Source organism: Methanolobus sp. WCC4, assembly GCF_038022665.1.
In the GTDB taxonomy this organism is placed as follows: Archaea; Halobacteriota; Methanosarcinia; order Methanosarcinales; family Methanosarcinaceae; genus Methanolobus.
This window is the reverse complement of sequence record NZ_CP150629.1, coordinates 1,769,544-1,788,714: the sequence shown is the minus strand read 5'-3', so window position 1 is coordinate 1,788,714 and position 19,171 is coordinate 1,769,544. Positions and strand designations below refer to the sequence as shown.

19 protein-coding genes are annotated in these 19,171 nt (G+C 44.5%); 9 read left to right on the top strand and 10 right to left on the bottom strand.

The features are described from left to right. Positions 1-7 precede the first annotated feature (7 nt). The 4 genes from V7O63_RS08595 to V7O63_RS08580 all read right to left on the bottom strand — a co-directional run bounded on the left by V7O63_RS08595 (position 8) and on the right by V7O63_RS08580 (position 3,890). On the bottom strand, positions 8-1,108 hold the full coding sequence (locus tag V7O63_RS08595) for a (Fe-S)-binding protein (protein WP_340818034.1): 1,101 nt from the start codon (positions 1,106-1,108) through the stop codon (positions 8-10). A gap of 63 nt (positions 1,109-1,171) precedes the next feature. Further along, on the bottom strand, positions 1,172-1,318 hold the full coding sequence (locus tag V7O63_RS08590) for a hypothetical protein (RefSeq protein ID WP_340818033.1): 147 nt from the start codon (positions 1,316-1,318) through the stop codon (positions 1,172-1,174). A gap of 36 nt (positions 1,319-1,354) precedes the next feature. After that, positions 1,355-2,323: a DUF523 and DUF1722 domain-containing protein gene (locus tag V7O63_RS08585; RefSeq protein ID WP_340818031.1), complete on the bottom strand. Its 969-nt coding sequence runs from the start codon at positions 2,321-2,323 to the stop codon at positions 1,355-1,357. Positions 2,324-2,354: 31 nt separating this feature from the next. Then, positions 2,355-3,890 (bottom strand): aminoacyl-histidine dipeptidase, encoded by a 1,536-nt coding sequence (locus tag V7O63_RS08580; protein ID WP_340818030.1) that lies wholly within the window; start codon positions 3,888-3,890, stop codon positions 2,355-2,357. 139 nt (positions 3,891-4,029) lie between these two features. On the opposite strand from V7O63_RS08580, the gene V7O63_RS08575 reads away from it, so the two are divergent. From V7O63_RS08575 to V7O63_RS08560, 4 genes are all read left to right on the top strand, one after another. Then, a complete protein-coding gene (locus V7O63_RS08575; protein ID WP_340818029.1) occupies positions 4,030-4,557 on the top strand; it encodes an O-acetyl-ADP-ribose deacetylase in 528 nt (175 codons plus the stop codon). Between the two features lie 418 nt (positions 4,558-4,975). Continuing rightward, positions 4,976-5,683, top strand: a complete 708-nt coding sequence (locus tag V7O63_RS08570) for a type 1 glutamine amidotransferase (protein WP_340818028.1) — start codon at positions 4,976-4,978, stop codon at positions 5,681-5,683. A gap of 234 nt (positions 5,684-5,917) precedes the next feature. Next, positions 5,918-8,047, top strand: a complete 2,130-nt coding sequence (locus V7O63_RS08565; protein WP_340818026.1) for a hypothetical protein — start codon at positions 5,918-5,920, stop codon at positions 8,045-8,047. After that, positions 8,044-8,496 (top strand): hypothetical protein, encoded by a 453-nt coding sequence (locus V7O63_RS08560; protein WP_340818025.1) that lies wholly within the window; start codon positions 8,044-8,046, stop codon positions 8,494-8,496. The genes V7O63_RS08565 and V7O63_RS08560 overlap by 4 nt, the downstream gene beginning before the upstream one ends. Before the next feature lie 406 nt (positions 8,497-8,902). Here V7O63_RS08560 and V7O63_RS08555 read toward each other — a convergent pair whose 3' ends face one another. Continuing rightward, positions 8,903-10,954 (bottom strand): ATP-binding protein, encoded by a 2,052-nt coding sequence (locus tag V7O63_RS08555; RefSeq protein ID WP_340818024.1) that lies wholly within the window; start codon positions 10,952-10,954, stop codon positions 8,903-8,905. 605 nt (positions 10,955-11,559) lie between these two features. On the opposite strand from V7O63_RS08555, the gene V7O63_RS08550 reads away from it, so the two are divergent. Next, positions 11,560-12,828 carry a PGF-pre-PGF domain-containing protein gene (locus V7O63_RS08550; protein WP_340818023.1) on the top strand — a complete coding sequence of 423 codons (1,269 nt, stop codon included), beginning with the start codon at positions 11,560-11,562 and terminating at the stop codon, positions 12,826-12,828. Between the two features lie 125 nt (positions 12,829-12,953). Next, positions 12,954-13,442, top strand: coding sequence for a metallophosphoesterase (locus V7O63_RS08545; protein WP_340818022.1), 489 nt, complete (start codon positions 12,954-12,956; stop codon positions 13,440-13,442). A 10-nt stretch (positions 13,443-13,452) separates the two neighbouring features. Here V7O63_RS08545 and V7O63_RS08540 read toward each other — a convergent pair whose 3' ends face one another. Genes V7O63_RS08540 through V7O63_RS08520 form a run of 5 tightly spaced genes read right to left on the bottom strand, consistent with a single transcriptional unit; the run spans position 13,453 to position 16,118 of the window. Next, positions 13,453-13,827, bottom strand: a complete 375-nt coding sequence (locus V7O63_RS08540) for a putative zinc-binding protein (RefSeq protein ID WP_340818021.1) — start codon at positions 13,825-13,827, stop codon at positions 13,453-13,455. Positions 13,828-13,856: 29 nt separating this feature from the next. Further along, positions 13,857-14,090 (bottom strand): thioredoxin family protein, encoded by a 234-nt coding sequence (locus tag V7O63_RS08535; protein WP_340820829.1) that lies wholly within the window; start codon positions 14,088-14,090, stop codon positions 13,857-13,859. 40 nt (positions 14,091-14,130) lie between these two features. Continuing rightward, positions 14,131-14,313: a 4Fe-4S dicluster domain-containing protein gene (locus V7O63_RS08530; protein WP_340818020.1), complete on the bottom strand. Its 183-nt coding sequence runs from the start codon at positions 14,311-14,313 to the stop codon at positions 14,131-14,133. A 44-nt stretch (positions 14,314-14,357) separates the two neighbouring features. Continuing rightward, a complete protein-coding gene (locus tag V7O63_RS08525) occupies positions 14,358-15,047 on the bottom strand; it encodes a metallophosphoesterase family protein (RefSeq protein ID WP_340818019.1) in 690 nt (229 codons plus the stop codon). A gap of 33 nt (positions 15,048-15,080) precedes the next feature. Further along, on the bottom strand, positions 15,081-16,118 hold the full coding sequence (locus V7O63_RS08520; protein ID WP_340818018.1) for a permease: 1,038 nt from the start codon (positions 16,116-16,118) through the stop codon (positions 15,081-15,083). A gap of 132 nt (positions 16,119-16,250) precedes the next feature. Between V7O63_RS08520 and V7O63_RS08515 the strand changes: the two genes are divergently transcribed. The 3 genes from V7O63_RS08515 to V7O63_RS08505 all read left to right on the top strand — a co-directional run bounded on the left by V7O63_RS08515 (position 16,251) and on the right by V7O63_RS08505 (position 19,117). Further along, positions 16,251-17,114 (top strand): class I SAM-dependent methyltransferase, encoded by an 864-nt coding sequence (locus V7O63_RS08515; protein WP_340818017.1) that lies wholly within the window; start codon positions 16,251-16,253, stop codon positions 17,112-17,114. Positions 17,115-17,411: 297 nt separating this feature from the next. Then, complete coding sequence (locus V7O63_RS08510) at positions 17,412-17,528, top strand: symporter small accessory protein (RefSeq protein WP_340818016.1); 117 nt, start codon at positions 17,412-17,414, stop codon at positions 17,526-17,528. Continuing rightward, positions 17,528-19,117 (top strand): sodium:solute symporter family protein, encoded by a 1,590-nt coding sequence (locus V7O63_RS08505; RefSeq protein ID WP_340818015.1) that lies wholly within the window; start codon positions 17,528-17,530, stop codon positions 19,115-19,117. Before V7O63_RS08510 ends, V7O63_RS08505 begins: the two co-directional genes overlap by 1 nt. Positions 19,118-19,171 lie beyond the last annotated feature (54 nt).

Below are 19,171 nucleotides of genomic sequence, written 5' to 3'. Positions count from 1 at the left end.
GTATCCCTTAGTCTCTGTTTCCCAGCACACTTTCCGCCAGCAGCACAGAAATATCCTTCATCTTCATTTCCTCGTCCTTTGACTTGCACACGCCACCCATGTGATGTGCACAGAATGGACAATAGGACACCATCATCTCAGCCTTATCCTTATAGTCGTTCACAGAAAGCATGGCAATATCAGCAGCGATCTCAGGGAAATTTGGTTTAAGACCGGCTGGTCCGCCACAACAGACCTGTTTGCCGTCGAAGAGTTCATTGACTTCCACACCCATGCTTTCAAGGATACTGCGTGGCACATCCTTTGACTCTCGCAGAGGACATGCATCCCTGACAGAAACGGTAAGGTCGAGATTCTTCGGTTTCAATCGTCCGTCAGCGATCATATCCCTGAAGATGTTGAGGGAATGCTCAACCTCGAAGTTCAACTCACGGTAGAGTTCAGGATAGTCGTGACTGAGAACAAGATAACAACCCGGACATGAGGCTATGACCTTCTTAACATCAAGTGACTCGATATAGTCCACGAACTTCTTTGCATGTTCTTCTGCCTGTTCCATGTGACCGTTATCGATCAGGAAAAGTCCGCAGCATTTCTCTTCCTTCATTATCATAGGCCTGATGCCTGCATGGTTGAGCAGGCGGATGGTGGCTCTTGCAATATCAGGCTGGCTGTGCGATACCCAGCAGCCTGCCATGTAGGCTATTTCCGAGCTTTCAGCAAGGTCAAGGTCATCAGTGATCCAGTCGAACCTTGTTGCAGGGTCCATGCTCCCGGGACTGTTGCGCTCGATTATGTTCTGCGAGATGGCTGTGGTCTTTGCAGGCTCCCTGCCCTGCTCTGCCAGAAGCTGCCTTTCATACTGGATGATATCCGTAATAGCAATGTTAACAGGGCAGACATCATCACATGCGCCGCATCGTGTGGAAAGATAGATGTTATCCATCTCATCCTGTGTGAGTTCCTCCCCTGCGATCACCTTACCAAGGCTCTGTATCTTTCCCTGCGGGGTGAACCGGTTCCCTTCGGTGACCATGTTCACAGGACAGACATCCCAGCATTTCTTACAGTCAATACAATAACTTGCCTCAAGCTCCAACTGGTTCATATTGTCACCATATTAGTAGTCCTTATATAAGTAGTAGAATTGAAGGCTCTGTAGAAATCCCCTCTAGTAGTACGAACCACAGATGAACACAGATAAACGCAGATTAAAATTATCGATATCTGCGTAACCTGCTGAACTATTGTTCAGCAGGCACTCAACTCCGCTGGAGGTGAGTGTATCTGTGTTTATCTGCGGTTTAGTGTAGCTCATCAATAATTAGAATTTCTACAGAGCCGAATTGAATGTTCACTTATCCCAATATTCCTTATCCCTTGTCTCATCCGCTTTTCCCTTAAGCTCCTCAGGATATGGATACAGGAAGGTGTTGTTGTAAGAGACATCACCCTGTGTGCGGAATGCCAGCATCCTTAATACCTCGATCATTGCATCCTCACTTATTCTGTTATCTGCATAACGTCCAAGCATGTCCTCAAAGAAGGAACCTTCTTCCTGTGTGATATCTTTTAGCGTGAAGAACATATCGCGTGCAGCATTCACTTTCTTATCGATGGATCCGGGTCTTCTCATCAATGACCCCAGCAGTGAACCGTATTCCTCAAATATCAACGATATCTCCTTTTCTGACCCCTGCAACAGGGACATTTCAGTGGCTATCGAAGAGTCGTAGGAAATGAATAGAAAGCGGTTGTTCCTGTTGAACTCAATAAGAGCTTCCATAGAACCATCTGCCTTCGCCTTCCTGAAGGCTGCAAAAGTGTACAGATGTGTCAGGAAATGATGACGTATACGGACATTACGCAACCTGTCGTTCTCCTCTATCGGATAGCCGGGGTACTCGTCAATTACCCTGCCGGCAAAAAGTCCTGCACTTTTTTTGACTACAGGAGAAAGGCTTGCTTTTGCATAGACCCTGGCATCATCTATTCCCATGCTTGGAGAATGTCCTTTGAATATGCACCCATCAATATTTCCCAGATCATCAAGGAAATCTTTTGTAAAACCAAGCATCGCGTCCGTGAGATCTTCACCAGTTGAAGGCATTATAAGCCTATCCTCACCATTGACCCTGACGATCCTCAAAGGGTCCCGCGGAACACCAAGACCTATCTCAACCTCAGGGCATACCGGCATCAGGTCCGCCAAAGGCATCAGAGCACGAACAATATCAGAGCGGACAATATGACCATCATGCCGGATATTATCGAATTCAAGACATCTGCTTACAAGGACCTTTGGTCTAGGGAACTGTCTCATGGAAGTAATATTGTACCTGATAGATTAATAATCATGCCTTTCTTCCTTTCCTGCCTTTCTTCTTATTCCCGTTATCCTTATTGTTCTGGTCCTTTCCACCCGGCCTATCGAACATCCTCTTATTGTCATAGGAAGCAAGCAAAGCAACCATGAAGTCCCATATCTTCCTGACAGATGGTATGTACAATCTCTCGTCAGGAGAATGCGGGTTCTTTATTGTCGGACCGAAGGATATCATGTCCATATCATCGAACTTCGAACCGATCACAGCGCATTCCAGACCGGCATGTATGACCTCTATCTTAGCATACTCCCCGAACACCTGAGAGTATATATCGCTGCATTGCTGAAGCAAAGGAGAAGCCATATCAGGCTGCCATGGAGGATAACCTGAACCGTGGGAATATGTGGCCCCATATTCTTCAGAAACTGAAACGACCCTTGCAGTGATATCAGCAAGACCTTTATCAAAGGAACTGCGCTGGCTTGAAACAATCACCAGTTCACCATCCTCTGTTCCCACAGTGGCAAGGTTGTTCGAGGTCTCAACCAGTCCCGGCGTTGAAGGTGACATTGAAGCAACACCATGGGGAAGTGATTGTAAGACCCCAATGACCTTGATAGTGGACCCACTATCTATTGCATCTTTATCTGTGGTCGTTTCAATCTCTTCCATAGTGATAGTGACCGAATCTTCGATTTCGGAATACTCCGTGATCATTCTGCCTTCAAGATCGGATACAAGTGAAACCGCCTTTTCTTCATTCTCAGCAGGTACCACTACAATGGCTTCCGCATGCCTGGGAATTGCATTGTGTGCAGAACCTCCTTTGATATCAATTATCATGATACCCATCACATCTGCAAGAACCTGCAGAGCACCTGCAAGCATTTTGTTGGCATTTGCCCTGTTCTCGTGGATATCCACACCGGAGTGACCTCCTGCAAGACCATCCACCACCAGTTCAAAGGTCATGGAATCCTCAGGTATCGGAGAATAGACCAATGGCAACCTTATAGTCGTATTCAGACCCCCTGCACAGCCAACGGTGAAAACACCTTCATCTTCAGAGTCCACATTCAGGAGTATACGTCCTGTGACGAAGTCAGGCATCAGGGCATTGGCGCCTGTAAGTCCTGTTTCCTCATCCACGGTAAAAAGAAGCTCAAGCGGAGGATGCTCCAGACTTTTGTCCTCTGCCAGTGCAAGGGCAATAGCGATAGCAATCCCATTATCCGCACCGAGGGTTGTCCCCTGTGCTACCATCCAGTCACCATCGATAACAGGCACTATCGGGTCTGTGCTGAAATCATGGCTGCTCTCCCGTGTCTTCTCCCCCACCATGTCCATATGACCCTGAATGACTATCGCTGGCAGGTTCTTATACTTCTTTGAACCGGGCACTCCTATCACGATATTGTTCACACTATCGAACTTCACACTGAAGCCATGGGAAAGTGCCCATTCTTTAAGCCACATGGCTATCTTTTCCTCGTTGCCGGAGCATCGGGGTATGCTGCTTATCTCCCTGAAAAGTGTCAGTATCCTCTCTGTGATATCGTCCATGGTATGCCTGCCTGATCCAACTTATTCCTGAAATGTATATCTATAGTATTGTATCGCTTCTCTATAAATTATCTCATACAACAGAGATAAGAACGATACTGACGATCATACTTTTAGACAACGGACCGGAAGGGATCATATGGATATTTCAGACATTATAAGCGTGAGCATGGGAGACATAGTTGAACAGGAAGTTGATGCTATTGTGAACGCTGCAAACAATTCCCTGCTTGGAGGAGGGGGAGTTGACGGAGCCATCCATTATGCTGCAGGGCCGCAGCTTCTTGAGGAATGTCGCACTCTTGGAGGATGTCACACCGGTGAGGCAAAGATAACAAAAGGATACCTGCTACCTGCAAAATGGGTCATCCATACAGTTGGACCCATATGGAAAGGAGGGGACTTCATGGAAGAAAAACTCCTTATGAGTGCGTACATGAACTCACTCAGCCTTGCAGAGGAACACGGGATCACAAGCATCGCATTTCCAGGTATAAGTATAGGTGCCTATGCATTTCCCGTTGAAAAGGCCTCGGGAATTGCAGTTGGAACCATTATCGAACATATCGAAGCAGGGAGCGAACTTGAGGATATTCGTCTTATATGCTTCAATGAAAGTGCCTATCATTACTATTCGAAGGCATTGGATGACATCATTCATGCCTAGATATTGGTTTGACAAAACTTCTGTTCAGTAGTATAGAACAGCATCATAATGATAACCATTACAATATTTTTACATATCGGAACACTTAAATGTCAGAAGTTAGTAGCAACTGTTGGCAAATAATAACTGAAGCCTAAAAAATTAGAACATGGTTCTGTTCCTATCGATCCATGTGGCATGATCAGTAAAGCGGTATGTTTGGTTGGTGGTACCGTGATTTGCCGGAGAAAGGCCTTAGATTGCAGATTCCCAGGTGGTACTAAACGTGGAAGTGACCCCCTCACTTTCAAAAACGTAGGGTAATCCTGCCTTTAAGGTCCATCTTTTTCCTAATCATCCAGAGAGAGCCTCCATAATTCAACATCATTTATACACCTTCTTCAAAGATCATTTATCATGATAGTGAATATTAGAAACTATGAGCCTGCTTATTGTTAAGAACATATCAAGAGAAGGACCCGGTCTGCTTCAGAAGATACTCGATGAGAACGATATACATCACGATATAATAGACCTTGAAACCGGGGAAGAGTTCCCTGAACCGGAAGGATATTCAGCCCTCATGGTATTCGGCGGACCTGACAGCGCCAACGATACCACAGAGAAGATGACAAAGGAACTTGAGATGATAGGTCGGGCTATCGATTCTGGAATACCCTATCTTGGAATCTGTCTTGGAATGCAGGCACTTGTAAAAACATATGGTGGTTCCGTACTTCCGAACGATATCAAAGAAATAGGCTTCAGGGGAGAGGATGGAAAACCTTATTCCATCGATATTGAAAATAAGCACACAGGTGACCCTCTGTTCAATGGCATTGAAGGTCCTTTGAAGATATTCCACCTGCACGGTGAGACCGTAACCCTTACAGAGGATATGCAGTTGCTGGCAACCGGGAAATACTGCAGACACCAGATAGTGAAGGTTGGTGAGCATGCATATGGTATACAGGGACATTTCGAACTGACACCGGAGATGTTCACATTATGGCTGGACAATGACCCTGAGCTCATGGAGATGGACAGGGACGAGCTGCAAAAGGACTTCGAACTGTTCTCAGAGGAATATTGCAACACAGGAAGGAAACTGTTCACCAATTTCCTGAAGATGGCAGGACTGCTCTGAGGTGAACGGCAAGGATAACGGGTATTTCCTTGTGACACGGAAAATGTATCTTATAGGAACTGAGGGAATGTGCCTGTTCCCTGTTGACTAAAGCCATAACAATAACACCCGTAGTTTGCATCTGTGCACATATCAGCGTCGCTACATATCAAAAACATATTTATGCCATAAAATATACTGTCTCAATATATGAGGCTGGATATATTATTAGTGAGTATATTAATTGTTGTCCTGATGTCTGCGCCCATAGCAGCAGCAGAGTACAACCATGACGAAGTGAAAAAAATAATCTACGAAGCCGGGAAAGAGGTAAAACCCGGTTTTACTGAAGACCTTACATGGTATGTTGAGGACGAGGACCATGTAGGAGTCGTGGGCTTCTGGGAAAACGGGGTGCTAAAGCCTGAAATGAAAGATCGGGATTACTGGTATGTAGATAATCCTGATGTTATGTGGAAAGTGGAGAATACTGACCAGAATGGATTTCTAATGAGCTCCGCTTCATTTATGGCTCCAACCCCGGGAGGGGAACAGGTCTATGTTACCTTTGAAGGCTATGAACTTCCTCTGTCTGAGATCGAACCGGTAGTTGATAACATCTTTATCAGACTTGTAGAAGAAGCGGAAGCCAGCGGAGTTTTTTCTGAAACTGCAAGCAATACGGTTCCTGAGGTCATAGAACACAGCGAGGCAGACATCTATGAAGTGGTCCTTGGTGCTGCAAGAGAGGTAAATGCTGATATCAATGATGACGGGGTCTGGTATGTCGGTGATAGTGAGCATCTTGGTCTTATCTATTTTTCAGAGACAGACCTGGAACCTGAAATGCAGAGCATTGACTATTGGGACATGGATAAGATGATGATAATGTCCGAAAATCCGGACTGGACTGTCAGCAGTGATATCACTTTCAGTGCTCCGACACCATATGGGAACGTGGTGCTGGTAACTATAGATGGTTACAATATTGGTCTCTCTGATATACAACCGGTAGCTGAAGTCATATTTACCACTCTTGTGGAACAGTCAGAAGCAAGTGGTGCCATTGGTGACGGGGTAACAGCGGATACAGGCACACAGGATACTCCTACAGGAACTTCAATAGGAGATATCGAAAGCGATTCCCAGCAGGACACTGTTTCTGATGACATTCCAATAGTTACGGATGATGAAGCAGGATCAGATGGAACTGAATCCACCGAATGGGATGATGAGTTCAACGACAATGAATTTGAAGAAGTACTTGCTGAGATCGATGGACTCTTCGCAAAGTATGATCAACTCTTTGAAGAAGGTCTTATCGAATATGAAGGAGAACTCGATGTTGAGGACATTGACAGGCAGGATATTGAAGATATCCAGAACATACAGATGAACTATATCCTTCCCGAGGAATTCGTGGAACTGATGGAGCAGGAAGCTGTGATCCTCGATATGTTAAGGGATGAAAGCTCCGAAGACATAGACAAACTTGATGAAATAGATACAAGCGAAGAGCAGGACGTCGAAGCTAATAAAGCTATTATCAAAGAGGTCTTCAGAGATGGTTTTAACTTTGAAGACGACGGCTCAGTAACTGTAGGTAGCGGACCTGATTATGAGGGAAAGGAAAAGGTCGCTGAAAAACTCAGTGAAACACCATATCTCGATGCATTTGACAAGAGCAGAAAGGAAAGCATGGAGACACTGAAGACCGGACACGAAGCAGCTTCTTTCTTTTCAGAGACTTATGGAGACTCAAAGATATCAAAGTACTTTGAGAAAGCAGACAAGGTCAATAGTATAAAAGAAGAAGTGGACAAGTACGTTGGTGCCTACAAAGATACAAAGAAGCTCAGTGAAATGAAAGGATCATCAGGTACCGCTGCAAAAGCTTTGTATGGAACTGTAAAGGTTGGTCAGGAAGTTGCAGACAAAATACCTGTGGTTGGCAGCCTTATAAAAACCGGATTAGAAGTAGCTGAAAAGACGGTCATGGTCATGCCTGAACTTGATGATGCTATAAAGAACAGCGATGCAAGACAGGGAGTTATAACGAACGGTCCGATCGGAACTTCCACACCTAACGCATTCCTGGATTCTTATGGAAAAATGACACAAACCCAGGATGGACCATCTTATTCTTTGCCTTATACCGATGAAAATGGAAAAGAGCATGAGATCAGCCCGGACCACTGGAAGAAGGTCACAACAAAAAGTGGAACCTATTACGTACCAATGGATGAAGACGAGAATCCTGTTGGTGATATTGCCCTGAAAGACTCCGGAAGCAGCTGGAAACCATGGAAATGGGACAACTGCCAGGTGGTCAAGCGTAGCAATCCTAAAATAACCTACAATAACGGGGAGGAATACGACCTATGAAAAAAAGAACGATCGCAATAATAGGAATAGTATTGTTGTTCCTCCTGTTCTCAGGCGGGGACGATGACAGCTCATCTACTGATGAATGGGATTCAATGGTATCAGATAGTTATGATGTTGACAGGGCTGCAAGCATGTCGATCTACGAATCCCTTGCATTCCAGGGGATAGATGATGCTGTGGTGGAAGTAACTGAAGAGCATGTACTTGTCAAATATGACCAGCCACCAGTGAGATCAGATACCGATGCACTCTTTATCTGGTTCTATATCATGGGAGTTGCAGCCGAGACAGCACCTGATACTGATGAGGTCATCATCGAAATGTACGATGGAACGGAAGAGCTTTTCGAGGTTACTGTGCAAACATCTGATATTCAGGATTACCTGGATGAGACTATAACCCTTGATGAGTTCAAGACAAAGGTGGATGTAAAGGCAGTAATGTAATTCCGGAGTGCTCAATGATCAGGGCCCCGGGATCAGAGTAGTGTGGAACACCAGGGAGATCTTCCTCTTTGGTGAATCACTTAACTTAGATATTCTTTGTAGAACAACATTGTCTATGGAAATATTGAAGGAGAACGTCTTTAGTTTCCTTCAATAACTTTTTAAGTCTGTAAGTATCCACTCATATGGGGATTTATAATGCAAAAATGTGATATTTGCAAAAAGGAAAGCGATAAGCTCATACGCTTAAAGGGTAAAGATCTCTGCAGGGAATGTTTCACTGGATCATGCAAGGAAGAACTCGATACGAGTAGCCTGGATTTTAGTGCCTGCATATGATCAAGAAGTGCAAGGCAGCAAAACTGATAGATCACTATCTTCGGTTATTCCTGTCCTGTGCAATCTGTTACTTCAGAATAACTGTCTTTTCGAGTGGGATGCAGAAAGTGAATACGCTTCCTTTACCTAATTCACTGGTAACCAAAACCTCACCCTTGTGAAGTTCAACGAACTTTTTCACCAGGAAGAGTCCAAGGCCTGTACCACCATGTTCCTTTATTGAAAAAGAGTCAAGTTGTCTGAAAGGTTTGAACAGTTCTCTTTGATCATCTTCAGATATACCGATTCCTGTGTCGGTCACAGAAACACATATACGGTCGCCCCTGATAGCAGCATCAAAATTGACTTTTCCTCCACTGCTTGTGAACTTGATAGCATTGTTAACAAGATTATAGAGGATCTGCTTTATTTTTAGTTTGTCAGCATAGATACTCGAAACATGTTCATCAACACCATATTCCAGCATAATGTTCTTTTCAGAAGCCTGTGGTATCAACGTATCCTTAACTTCATCGAATAAAGAAACTATATCCACATCCTCATAGTGCAGTTCCATTTCCCCTGCCTCCACTCTGGAAATATCAAGTATATCATTGATAATTTTAAGAAGGTGGTTGCCACTGGCATTGATATTTTTAACGTATCTGGATTGCTTCTCATTGAGCTCTCCAAAGGTCTCTGTATCAAGCATACTGGAAAAACCAATTATGGAGTTCAGGGGTGTCCTCAATTCATGACTCATATTTGCGAGGAATTCACTTTTCACACGGTTAGCCTCCTCTGCTGCGAGCCTTGCAAGGTTGGCATTCCGCACCTCATTATCTATTTTCTTAAGGACTGTGATGTCGGTATAGAAACCTACAATACTCTTCCTGCCGTCAATATTAGCATTAAAGATACTCAGATCCACATACATTGTCGATCCATCCTTCCTGAAACAGGGGATGTTCGATAAAAGGATACTTTCATCCTCTGTTACCAGCCACTGTTTTGACAGGATCGATCTTAGATCGGTATCCGGGTGTATATCATGGGTTCTCATTTCGGTCAATTCTTCCTCTGTGTAGCCCAGCATGTTGCAGAAAGATGAGTTCACATGCTTGAACCTTCCAGTATCGATATCAGAAACACTTATCCCTTCGATAGCACCTTCGAATATATTCCTGAACTTTTCCTCGCTGTTCAGGATCTTTTTCTCATTTGCAAGTATTTCCCTGTCAGTCTTATCCAGGATATAATAATAAAATACGAAAAGGATACCGAATATCAGAAGTGAAAAACCAATTATGAGTTTCAGACTTGTGGTCAGGATATTTGTTTCATCAGTGATATCCTCCATCACAAGCATAAAGCCTACTTCACTACCAGAAACATCATTCAACGGGAAAGATGTAGCACTCCATACTTTGCTGTCAGTCCTAACTTTACTATGCAAATGCTGCATACTTTTTTCGTTCAAAGCCAATGGATCATGGATCAGGTCATCAACTTCAGCAGGTAAGTCTGATGTACTATAGATCAGAACCTGGTCATGATAGTGTTCCCAGGAATAATGTTCCTGATCACCATCCCTCCCAAGCATTTCCATTCCATGTTCCCAGCCATCCTGATCCAGTTCGTCCTTGTATATGAAAACAGCAATTTCCGCTCCAGAACGATATGATATCGATTCAAGGACATCTTCTATTTCCTTGCCTAATTCTATATAGCCGATCAGAGTCCCATTGTTGTATATAGGCTCAACCGTGCGTAATGTAAAAGTGCCAAGCGTACCAAGCTCAACTCCACTGGAGGATTCTCCGGTCCTTTCAGCCTCAAGGATAGTAAAGCGTTCAATGATACCTCCACTCTTCTCAGGACTGTGGAGACGTAAAATGTTCACACGGTTCTCGTCATGGAAATAAAAATGTGTTATCTTGTAGACTGAATTCAATCGATCATACTGACTATGATAGGTTAAGAGTAATTTCTGAGGATCTTTCTCTGTCAATCCTTCCTCATATTTTCCTGTTAAGAGTATCCAGTCGATCTCTTTACCCAGATTAACAGATTGTGCATCCAGTGAACGGTTATACTCTTCTGAAACAAAAGAAAGCGTATCATGGATGGAGTTTTCCATTTGCTGGCTTTGCTGCCACCAGAGTATCATAGAAAAAGAACTTATCAGAATAACTGCCGTTAATAATAGTGGGATCAACAATTTCCACAGAATAAGATTCGTTGATCCGTGTTTACCGGAAATTGACGAAATATTCTCTGTTTTCTTATTGATAGCATTTTTATCCATGATCAAAATTCTCAGCCGTTTTCAGGATCAGTTTTATCCAGCTCTGACCAACTGATATATGGATCACTCCATACCAAATCCGCATAAGCATTTACGCGTGATAATATACCTGTGTTTTTTATAAATATCCCTATGTGCCTGTTAGTATAAAAAACAACGTGTGCAGGCAGTTAATGAAGACATAGGATATTCAATTTAAACAGGAATGATGTGATACAACAAACCCATGTATCAAAGTTACTTCTGCCTGCAGAACTATATAACTTATCAGATTTTGATGACGTCATTTTTGAAGTCACTTCCGGACCCATTGTAAATCTGGAAAGGGATGATCGGAATAAGCAGGTACCTTCGTATAGTTCCATCAATTAAAATAATAAAATATAAATATATATGAGTATATACTATTTTGAAATAAATAATTATCAGGTGTGTGGATGTGCGAAGTTAGGATTTTTTCAGATAAAGGAAAGAAAGGTTTACTGCTATTAGTGCTTCTGGCACTGATATATTCCTGTATTCCGGTTACAGCAGCGGTTTCAGAGGTAAGTGTACTTCCTTCAAGTCAGGAAGTATGTCCCGGCGAAGAATTCGATATCTACATATATGTAGAACCGGAATGTCCGGTAGCTGGCGCACAGCTGGACATATCCTACGACAGCGAACTTGTCCAGGCAGACATTGTTGATGGAAGTGAGTTCTTCGAGCAGGAAGGGGCGTCATCTATTTTCATTGGTGGGACCGTTGATAATTCAGTGGGGACGATCAATGGCCTTTTTGCAGTGACCCTGGGAAAGGCCGAGATAAGCACTGCGGGAAATTTTGCCATCGTCTCATTCACAGCTCAGGAAGACATGGGAGACTGTACGATCGGACTTTCAAATGTGATACTGAGTGACTGTTCAGGAAATCCCATAGCTATAACCGTCAACGATGCACAGGTCACTGTCCAGAACAGGGAATCCTCCAATTCAACCGAAGAAATTACTGAATCCACCAGCAGTGGTGGCGGAGGAGGAGGCGGTGGTGACACCGATGAGAAAGCCGAGAACATCGCCCACAAGGAAGTATCAAAGATATATGTGACTGCAAACACAAGAGCTGTTTATAACTTTTCTGACAGCTCTAATCCCATCGCATCCATCAGTTACACATCACTGAAGAACTCCGGATTCATTACAAGCACGGTCGAAGTGCTCAATGATGTCTCCACCACGGTTTCCGAAAAACCTGATGGGATCATATATCGCAACATCAATATCTGGGTTGGCAAAGAAGGATATGCCACTGAGAGCAACGTGGAGGATACAAGGATATCGTTCACCGTGCTCAAACAATGGATGCAGGCCAATGACGTTGGGACAGGGAACATCCACCTGAACAGGTATCATGACGGAAAGTGGAATATTCTCGAGACGGAACTGACAGGCGAGGATCAGGACTTTTTCATATTCGAAGCAAAGACTCCGGGATTCTCACCCTTTGCGATCACAGCCGATGTTCCGGTCATTGATGAAGAGGAAACTGAACCTGTCAATGAGGACACAGACGCACCTATCAAAACTGAGGAAGAAGTAGCTGAAGTTGAGGAAGCAGGAACAAACTCCACTGAAACTTCTGAACTAAAACTCGCACAGAACAGTTCACTTTACCTTTTAGTCTCCATGTCCATCCTTTTACTTTGCAGACGCAGGAACATTATCTGATACACGGTCCGACAGATCAGGTTACAATTACAATTACAATTACAATTACAATTACAGCACTGGACAGGACTCTTGAAAAAGAATAAATCCTGTCCCCTCCTTCTTTAAAGTGGAGAGATGGAACAATGATAGGAATTATGTCGGACTCCCATGACAACATGGATGCAATAAAGGCTGCAGTGGAACTCTTCAATAAGAAACAGGTAACAACTGTCCTTCATGCGGGAGATATAATCTCACCATTTACCGCAGCGGCTTTCAGCAAACTGACCGCTGACATGTACTTCGTATTCGGGAACAATGATGGTGACAGGCTGCTGTTGAAGCAGAAGTTCGATGAGATAGGTGCAGAATGCTGTGGTGACTTTGGCGACCTGGAAATAGACGGGAAAAGAATTGCGCTTATCCATGGAATCTATGAACCTCCGGTGCAAGCACTGGCAGAATCAGGAGACTTTGATATAGTAGTCAGAGGACACACGCATCACGCAGGTGTAACCAAGATTAACGAAACGCTGCTTATAAATCCGGGTGAGACCGCAGGAGTTCTCACAGGTAAACGAACCGTGGCACTCCTTGATCCCGAAATTGGTGTAGAGATTGTAGAAATATGAGCAAAGATGCTTAAAGCATCCCTTCTACTTTTGAAAGGACTTCCTTGACCTGCTCTGGGTCAAGATCAAGGTCTTTGTTCTTTTTGATATCCAGGTCTGTGAGAAGTATGTGTTTCCCTATCGGTATACCTGCTTCCTCCATTGTTGCTTTCGCACAGTTGACAGGGCATCCGTCGATGACTATGATGGACTCACAGCCCTCTGCTGATCTGAGAAGACCTGTCCTTTTGCCACCAATACCCACGGTGCACATCATATTACCAACACCCTGCTTGTGTAATTCCACTGCAATGGCATTGCTCAACTGACCTACGTTAGAGGCACCGGCACATGGGAATATTCCCACAACGTCAGAACCGCATGAACACTTTACATTATCAGACATGGATAGAACTCCTGAAAGACCTCAAGACCTTATTGCGTGATCCATTCAATGACTTCATCGACCTTCGGTACCCTGCCGACTATCTTAACATCACCGTCAACGACAACAGCAGGAGTGATAAGCACGCCATATGAAAGAATGGAATCCATATCCTCTACCTTCACTATTTCAGCATCGACACCTGCCTGAGCAACTGCCTCTTCTACGAACTTCTTTGCCTTGTTGCACTTAGCACAACCTGTACCTAATATCTCTATCTTCATTATGTTCATCTCTTTATCGATCAATGTCAAATTGATACTTTTATGGGAATACCTTTATAGCACCGTGATCACATGACCCGACACAGGTCATACAATACTGACATGAGTCCATCCTTGCAGGGAAAGTTACCCCGTCCTTAAGCTCAAGTATATCATTAGGGCATGCATCAACACATGAACCGCATCCTGTACAATTCTTCTCATAGACTGCAACAAATACCATTTTCTAAAAACTCCTGATCTTTAAACTGATCATACAGAATGATATCAGTACCCTCTCTTTAATATTGCTGTCAGTTCATCTGCATTGGGCATGTTGATCTCGATCTTCGTACAGGTACGATACATGTCATATTCAAGACGTAAAAGTTCGGTCTCTTTGCTGGTAGTATCGAACACGGCACAACTCGCATGCCAGTCCCCGTCCCTTGGCTGACCCACCGAACCGGGATTTATTACCAGCATGTCCTTATGTGTCCTTACGAAGGGAACATGAGAATGCCCTATGAACAGCACATCGGCATCGATATCCGATACCATTTCCTCAAGTTCTTCCTCTGTTGTCTCAGGCCTTATGTACTCAAAATTGGAACGCGGACTTCCGTGGGTGAAGTACAACTTCAGGCCGTCGATCTCTTTCTCGATATTGAATGGAAGCTGACGAAGGAAAGCCATCTGCTCCTCTGTGGTGTTCTCCCAGGTGTAATCCCTTGTGGATTGCGAAAGGTGCTTGTACTTGTAGCCGCACCCGCAATCGATACCGGAGCCTACGGCAGCATCATGGTTACCGAGAACGGTCTCGATACCCTGTTGTATTATGTGGTCTATACACTCGGATGGAGAGGGACCGTAGTCAGCAAGGTCACCGAGACAGATGACCATGTCATGCGGGACTTGAAGCACCGTATCCAGTGCTTCCTTATTACCATGAATATCGGATATCAGCAGTATTTTCATGTTATCGTTGAACCTTTTTTATGTGATCTGTTATCAGATAATATACATACCAAAGATATATCCTGATATGGCAGATATCACAACTACCAGTGAGATGTATGTCATACCTTTCTGCACACCCATTATCCTGCTTATTACGATCATATTTGGCAGACTGAGAGCAGGACCTGCAAGGAGCATTGCAAGTGCCGGACCTTTTCCCATACCCAGAAGGGTGAGTGCACTTATTATCGGAACCTCTGTGAGTGTGGAGAAGTACATCAGGGCTGCTGATACGGATGCGATCACGTAGGAACCTGCTGTGGCACCTCCTACATATTCCACAACGTATTCTGCCGGAAGGAGTTCCACAATGATGCCTGCAAAGAACACACCTATCAGAAGCAGGGGTGTGATCTGCTTTACAAGGAACCATGTCTCTCCCATCCAGCTTTCCAGCTCATCCCTGTCGAACCACTTGAGGGAAACATATATTGTGATAAGTATCAGCGGGATCTCTATGAAGAGCATGGGATTCCATGTCGGGAAGATCTCAGGTGTTACGAGGATCGCCAGGAGCAGAAGGAATAGCCATACTGTGTGTGCATGTTTCTCCTCGCCGAACGTTTTAATGCTCTTTCTTTCACCGTTGTTCCTTTCGTATATTGAGGCCATTACAAGACCAATGACAATTGAAAGGGTTATGGCGATCACTGCCCTTGCAACACCAAGATCATAACCAAGTATCTTGGCGGTGTAGACTATGGCCAGTATGTTTATGGCCGGGGCCGAGAACAGGAACGTTGTTGCAGGACCGATACCTGCTCCCCTTTTGTAGATTCCTGCAAAGAGAGGCAGTACGGTACAACTGCATACGGCCAGAAGACAGCCGGAGACAGCGGCAACTGTATAGGAAACATATTTTGGTGCGTCAGCCCCGAAGAACTTCAGGACAGACTCTTTTGAGAAGAGCGATGCTATTGCGCCTGCCAGGAAAAAGGCAGGTATCAGGCACAGGAGTACGTGAAGTGCAAGATACTCCTGAACTGATGCAATACCTATGTAAGCCAGATCAACAAGGTAAGAGGTCATTGTTTCAAAATATGTTGAAATGCTATATATACATTATGGTTTCAAATGATTTTGAAATACGGTGCTTCTAAATTATCGTTGTAACAGCAGTAAACCAGTAAAGGTTTATCTGAAAAGTACAATTTTCAGCGTATGTCATTCAAACCCATCGGAAAGGTATCCAATTTTGCAGATGAAGAGACCATGCAGCTCCTTGCACTCTGGAAGGAGAGTGTGAGCATAGTCGAGCTTGATGAGGTCGATCCCAAAGAACTTCTTTTCGAGGAATACTCACATTACATCGTGGTCCATGACCCACTGGAAATGGAATTCCCTGAGAAGAGAGATGAATGGAACAAAAGGTTCTGCAGGCACACAGGTGTCTCCGTGGTCGAACTGATAAAGGTCGACGGTAACAAGATCTACTTCAAGGGACTCTTTGCAAAGAACAGGGCACCTGTCTATGGTGTAATGCCTTACACATCCTTTGACAGCAAAGAAGCTGAGTTCCCTCCTGCCGGAATGGAGATCCTCAAGAAGCAGACAATGGATGTAGCACTACCACATGTAGACGGCAGTACCATACTCGATGCAGGATGCGGGGTTGGCAGCCTGACACTACAGATGGCAAGGATGAATCCGGAAGCAAAGGTAACGGGCATCGACCTTCTTGAAAGGACAATGGAGCAATGCCGATTGAATGCGATATCCTATGATATAGAGAACACATCGTTCAAGGCTGCAAGCATCTATGAACTGCCTTTCGAAGATGAGAGCTTTGATACAGTGACATGTTTCTTCATGCTACATCACCTTGATGACATACCAAAGGCACTCTCAGAAGCCAGAAGAATGATACCTGGCACAGGGAAGGTCCTTGCGGTCGAACCACTTGACCACAATCATGGGATCGAAAGAGGTATTCAGGACTGGATAGACCACTTCGAGAATGCCGGATTCTCTGTGGAGACACAGCAGATAAGCCGTGCGGTCTTCATAACAGCAAGACCTAACTGAATATCTGAACAAAAGACGATAATAAAGTGGAGGAGCGGGTGTGTCCGCACCCGCGATAAAAATAGATGTGCTGTGTCCTCTTTTCCAGAGTGGTAAACTGTCTGGATAATTACCTATCTTTTTCGTTCGCACATTAGTGTTACAAACATATATTGTTTTTAACACTAAATCTACTATGAATTTGTTTTATTTATAACTTATGGCAGCCAGAGTAAGCTTCTGATCCTTAATAATATCGAAAAGTTAATCTATGAACTGAACTAACAGATGGCTTTATCAATTACTGGAGAGGAAGAAATGTTAGGTATTACAGACCCACAGATATGGGTCGCTTACGTGTTATGTTTTGTAAGTGCCATAGGATGTATCATCTACGGCATTATACACTGGAACGATGACGAGGAGGATGTCTGATGGCAGTCAGCACCCCACTTCTTGGAATATCTGTCCTGGCATATATGATGGTGGTCTTCTACCTGGGCTGGCTGGGATATAAACAGACAAAGGATAATGACGATTATATGCTGGCTGGAAGGAAGGTCAATCCTTTCGTACTTGCCTTCTCCTATGGTGCGGCATTTATCAGTACATCAGCGATCATCGGGTTCGGAGGATATGCCGGGGCCTTTGGTCTCGGGATACTGTGGCTCGTATTCATGAACATCGCTGTAGGCATCTTCATCGCTTTTGTCATATTTGGTTCAAGGACGAGGCGTATGGGCGTGAACCTCAAGGCTGTGACATTCCCGGAACTGATAGGAAGGAGGTTCCAGTCAAGGTTCATTCAGGGATTCTCAGGTGCTTTGATAACCATTTTCATGCCACTCTATGCAGGCAGTGTCCTGATAGGGGGAGCTCGTTTCATGGAAACAGCCCTGAACATCGAATACAATATCGCTATCCTCATACTTGCAGTGATAGTTGCAGCCTATGTGATAACAGGCGGACTTATTGCAGTCATGTACACTGACGCATTGCAGGGAGTACTGATGTTCATCGGAATGGGCATTCTTCTTGTACTGACATACTCAAAGCTTGGCGGTGTCACAGAAGCCCACCAGGCACTCACAAATATGGCATATCTTGTCCCGGATAACTTTGCAGCTATCGGACATACCGGATGGACAACAATGCCGGCATTCGGCTCACCAGTATGGTGGACGCTCGTATCTACTATAATACTGGGAGTTGGCGTAGGGGTTCTTGCACAGCCACAGCTTGCAGTGCGCTTCATGACAGTGAAGAACACACGCTCATTGAAGAGAGCGGTTCTCTCAGGCGGTCCTTTCATCTTCATGATGGCAGGTGTTGCATATCTCGTAGGTGCGTTGTCAAATGTCTATTTCTTCGACACTCAGGGAATGATCTCCCTTGATGTTGCAGGTGGAAATATAGACAAGATCATGCCCGAGTACATAAACAGTGCAATGCCGGATTACTTCGTTGTGTTCTTCCTGCTAACACTACTGGCAGCAGCCATGTCAACGCTCAGCTCACAGTTCCATGCTATGGGTACCGCCTTTGGACATGACTTCTACCGCCAGGGAGTCATGAATGGAAAGATAGGACAGACGATCAGTGTCACAAGGGCAGGTATCGCAACAACTATCATGATAAGCGTGGTCCTGGCATATATTCTCCCGCCAGGTATCATCGCAAGGGCAACAGCGATATTCTTTGGACTCTGTGCAGCAGCATTCCTCCCAATGTACACCGGAGCTATCTTCTGGAAACGCATGACAAGGCAGGGAGCAACTGCAAGCTTGATAGTTGGAACCTTCGCAAGTCTGTTCTGGCTCACATTCGTTCATGCAAAGGAAGCAACTGCACTGGGAATCAGCCAGGCACTCTTCGGTGTCGATACCCTGCTCACAGGAACATGGACCGTCGTGGACCCGATACTTGTAGCTACACCAATTGCATTTGTAGTGGCGATAGTCGTGAGCCTGATGACAGAACCTGCTTCAAAGGAGCATATAGAACAGTGTTTTAAGAGAAATTGATATCTATTCTTTTCGAAGCGGTCATTGGCAACTTAGACCAATTGACCGGTTTTT

Excerpts from the sequence above, each read along its gene's own strand:
- V7O63_RS08595 (WP_340818034.1), bottom strand. The coding sequence starts at position 1,108 with ATGAACCAGTTGGAGCTTGAGGCAAGTTATTGTATTGACTGTAAGAAA.
- V7O63_RS08570 (WP_340818028.1), top strand. The coding sequence starts at position 4,976 with ATGAGCCTGCTTATTGTTAAGAACATATCAAGAGAAGGACCCGGTCTG.
- V7O63_RS08535 (WP_340820829.1), bottom strand. The coding sequence starts at position 14,090 with ATGAAGATAGAGATATTAGGTACAGGTTGTGCTAAGTGCAACAAGGCA.
- V7O63_RS08560 (WP_340818025.1), top strand. The coding sequence starts at position 8,044 with ATGAAAAAAAGAACGATCGCAATAATAGGAATAGTATTGTTGTTCCTC.
- V7O63_RS08585 (WP_340818031.1), bottom strand. The coding sequence starts at position 2,323 with ATGAGACAGTTCCCTAGACCAAAGGTCCTTGTAAGCAGATGTCTTGAA.
- V7O63_RS08575 (WP_340818029.1), top strand. The coding sequence starts at position 4,030 with ATGGATATTTCAGACATTATAAGCGTGAGCATGGGAGACATAGTTGAA.
- V7O63_RS08565 (WP_340818026.1), top strand. The coding sequence starts at position 5,918 with ATGTCTGCGCCCATAGCAGCAGCAGAGTACAACCATGACGAAGTGAAA.
- V7O63_RS08530 (WP_340818020.1), bottom strand. The coding sequence starts at position 14,313 with ATGGTATTTGTTGCAGTCTATGAGAAGAATTGTACAGGATGCGGTTCA.
- V7O63_RS08510 (WP_340818016.1), top strand. The coding sequence starts at position 17,412 with ATGTTAGGTATTACAGACCCACAGATATGGGTCGCTTACGTGTTATGT.
- V7O63_RS08520 (WP_340818018.1), bottom strand. The coding sequence starts at position 16,118 with ATGACCTCTTACCTTGTTGATCTGGCTTACATAGGTATTGCATCAGTT.
- V7O63_RS08540 (WP_340818021.1), bottom strand. The coding sequence starts at position 13,827 with ATGTCTGATAATGTAAAGTGTTCATGCGGTTCTGACGTTGTGGGAATA.
- V7O63_RS08545 (WP_340818022.1), top strand. The coding sequence starts at position 12,954 with ATGATAGGAATTATGTCGGACTCCCATGACAACATGGATGCAATAAAG.
- V7O63_RS08580 (WP_340818030.1), bottom strand. The coding sequence starts at position 3,890 with ATGGACGATATCACAGAGAGGATACTGACACTTTTCAGGGAGATAAGC.
- V7O63_RS08515 (WP_340818017.1), top strand. The coding sequence starts at position 16,251 with ATGTCATTCAAACCCATCGGAAAGGTATCCAATTTTGCAGATGAAGAG.
- V7O63_RS08550 (WP_340818023.1), top strand. The coding sequence starts at position 11,560 with ATGTGCGAAGTTAGGATTTTTTCAGATAAAGGAAAGAAAGGTTTACTG.
- V7O63_RS08555 (WP_340818024.1), bottom strand. The coding sequence starts at position 10,954 with ATGGAAAACTCCATCCATGATACGCTTTCTTTTGTTTCAGAAGAGTAT.
- V7O63_RS08505 (WP_340818015.1), top strand. The coding sequence starts at position 17,528 with ATGGCAGTCAGCACCCCACTTCTTGGAATATCTGTCCTGGCATATATG.
- V7O63_RS08525 (WP_340818019.1), bottom strand. The coding sequence starts at position 15,047 with ATGAAAATACTGCTGATATCCGATATTCATGGTAATAAGGAAGCACTG.
- V7O63_RS08590 (WP_340818033.1), bottom strand. The coding sequence starts at position 1,318 with ATGAGCTACACTAAACCGCAGATAAACACAGATACACTCACCTCCAGC.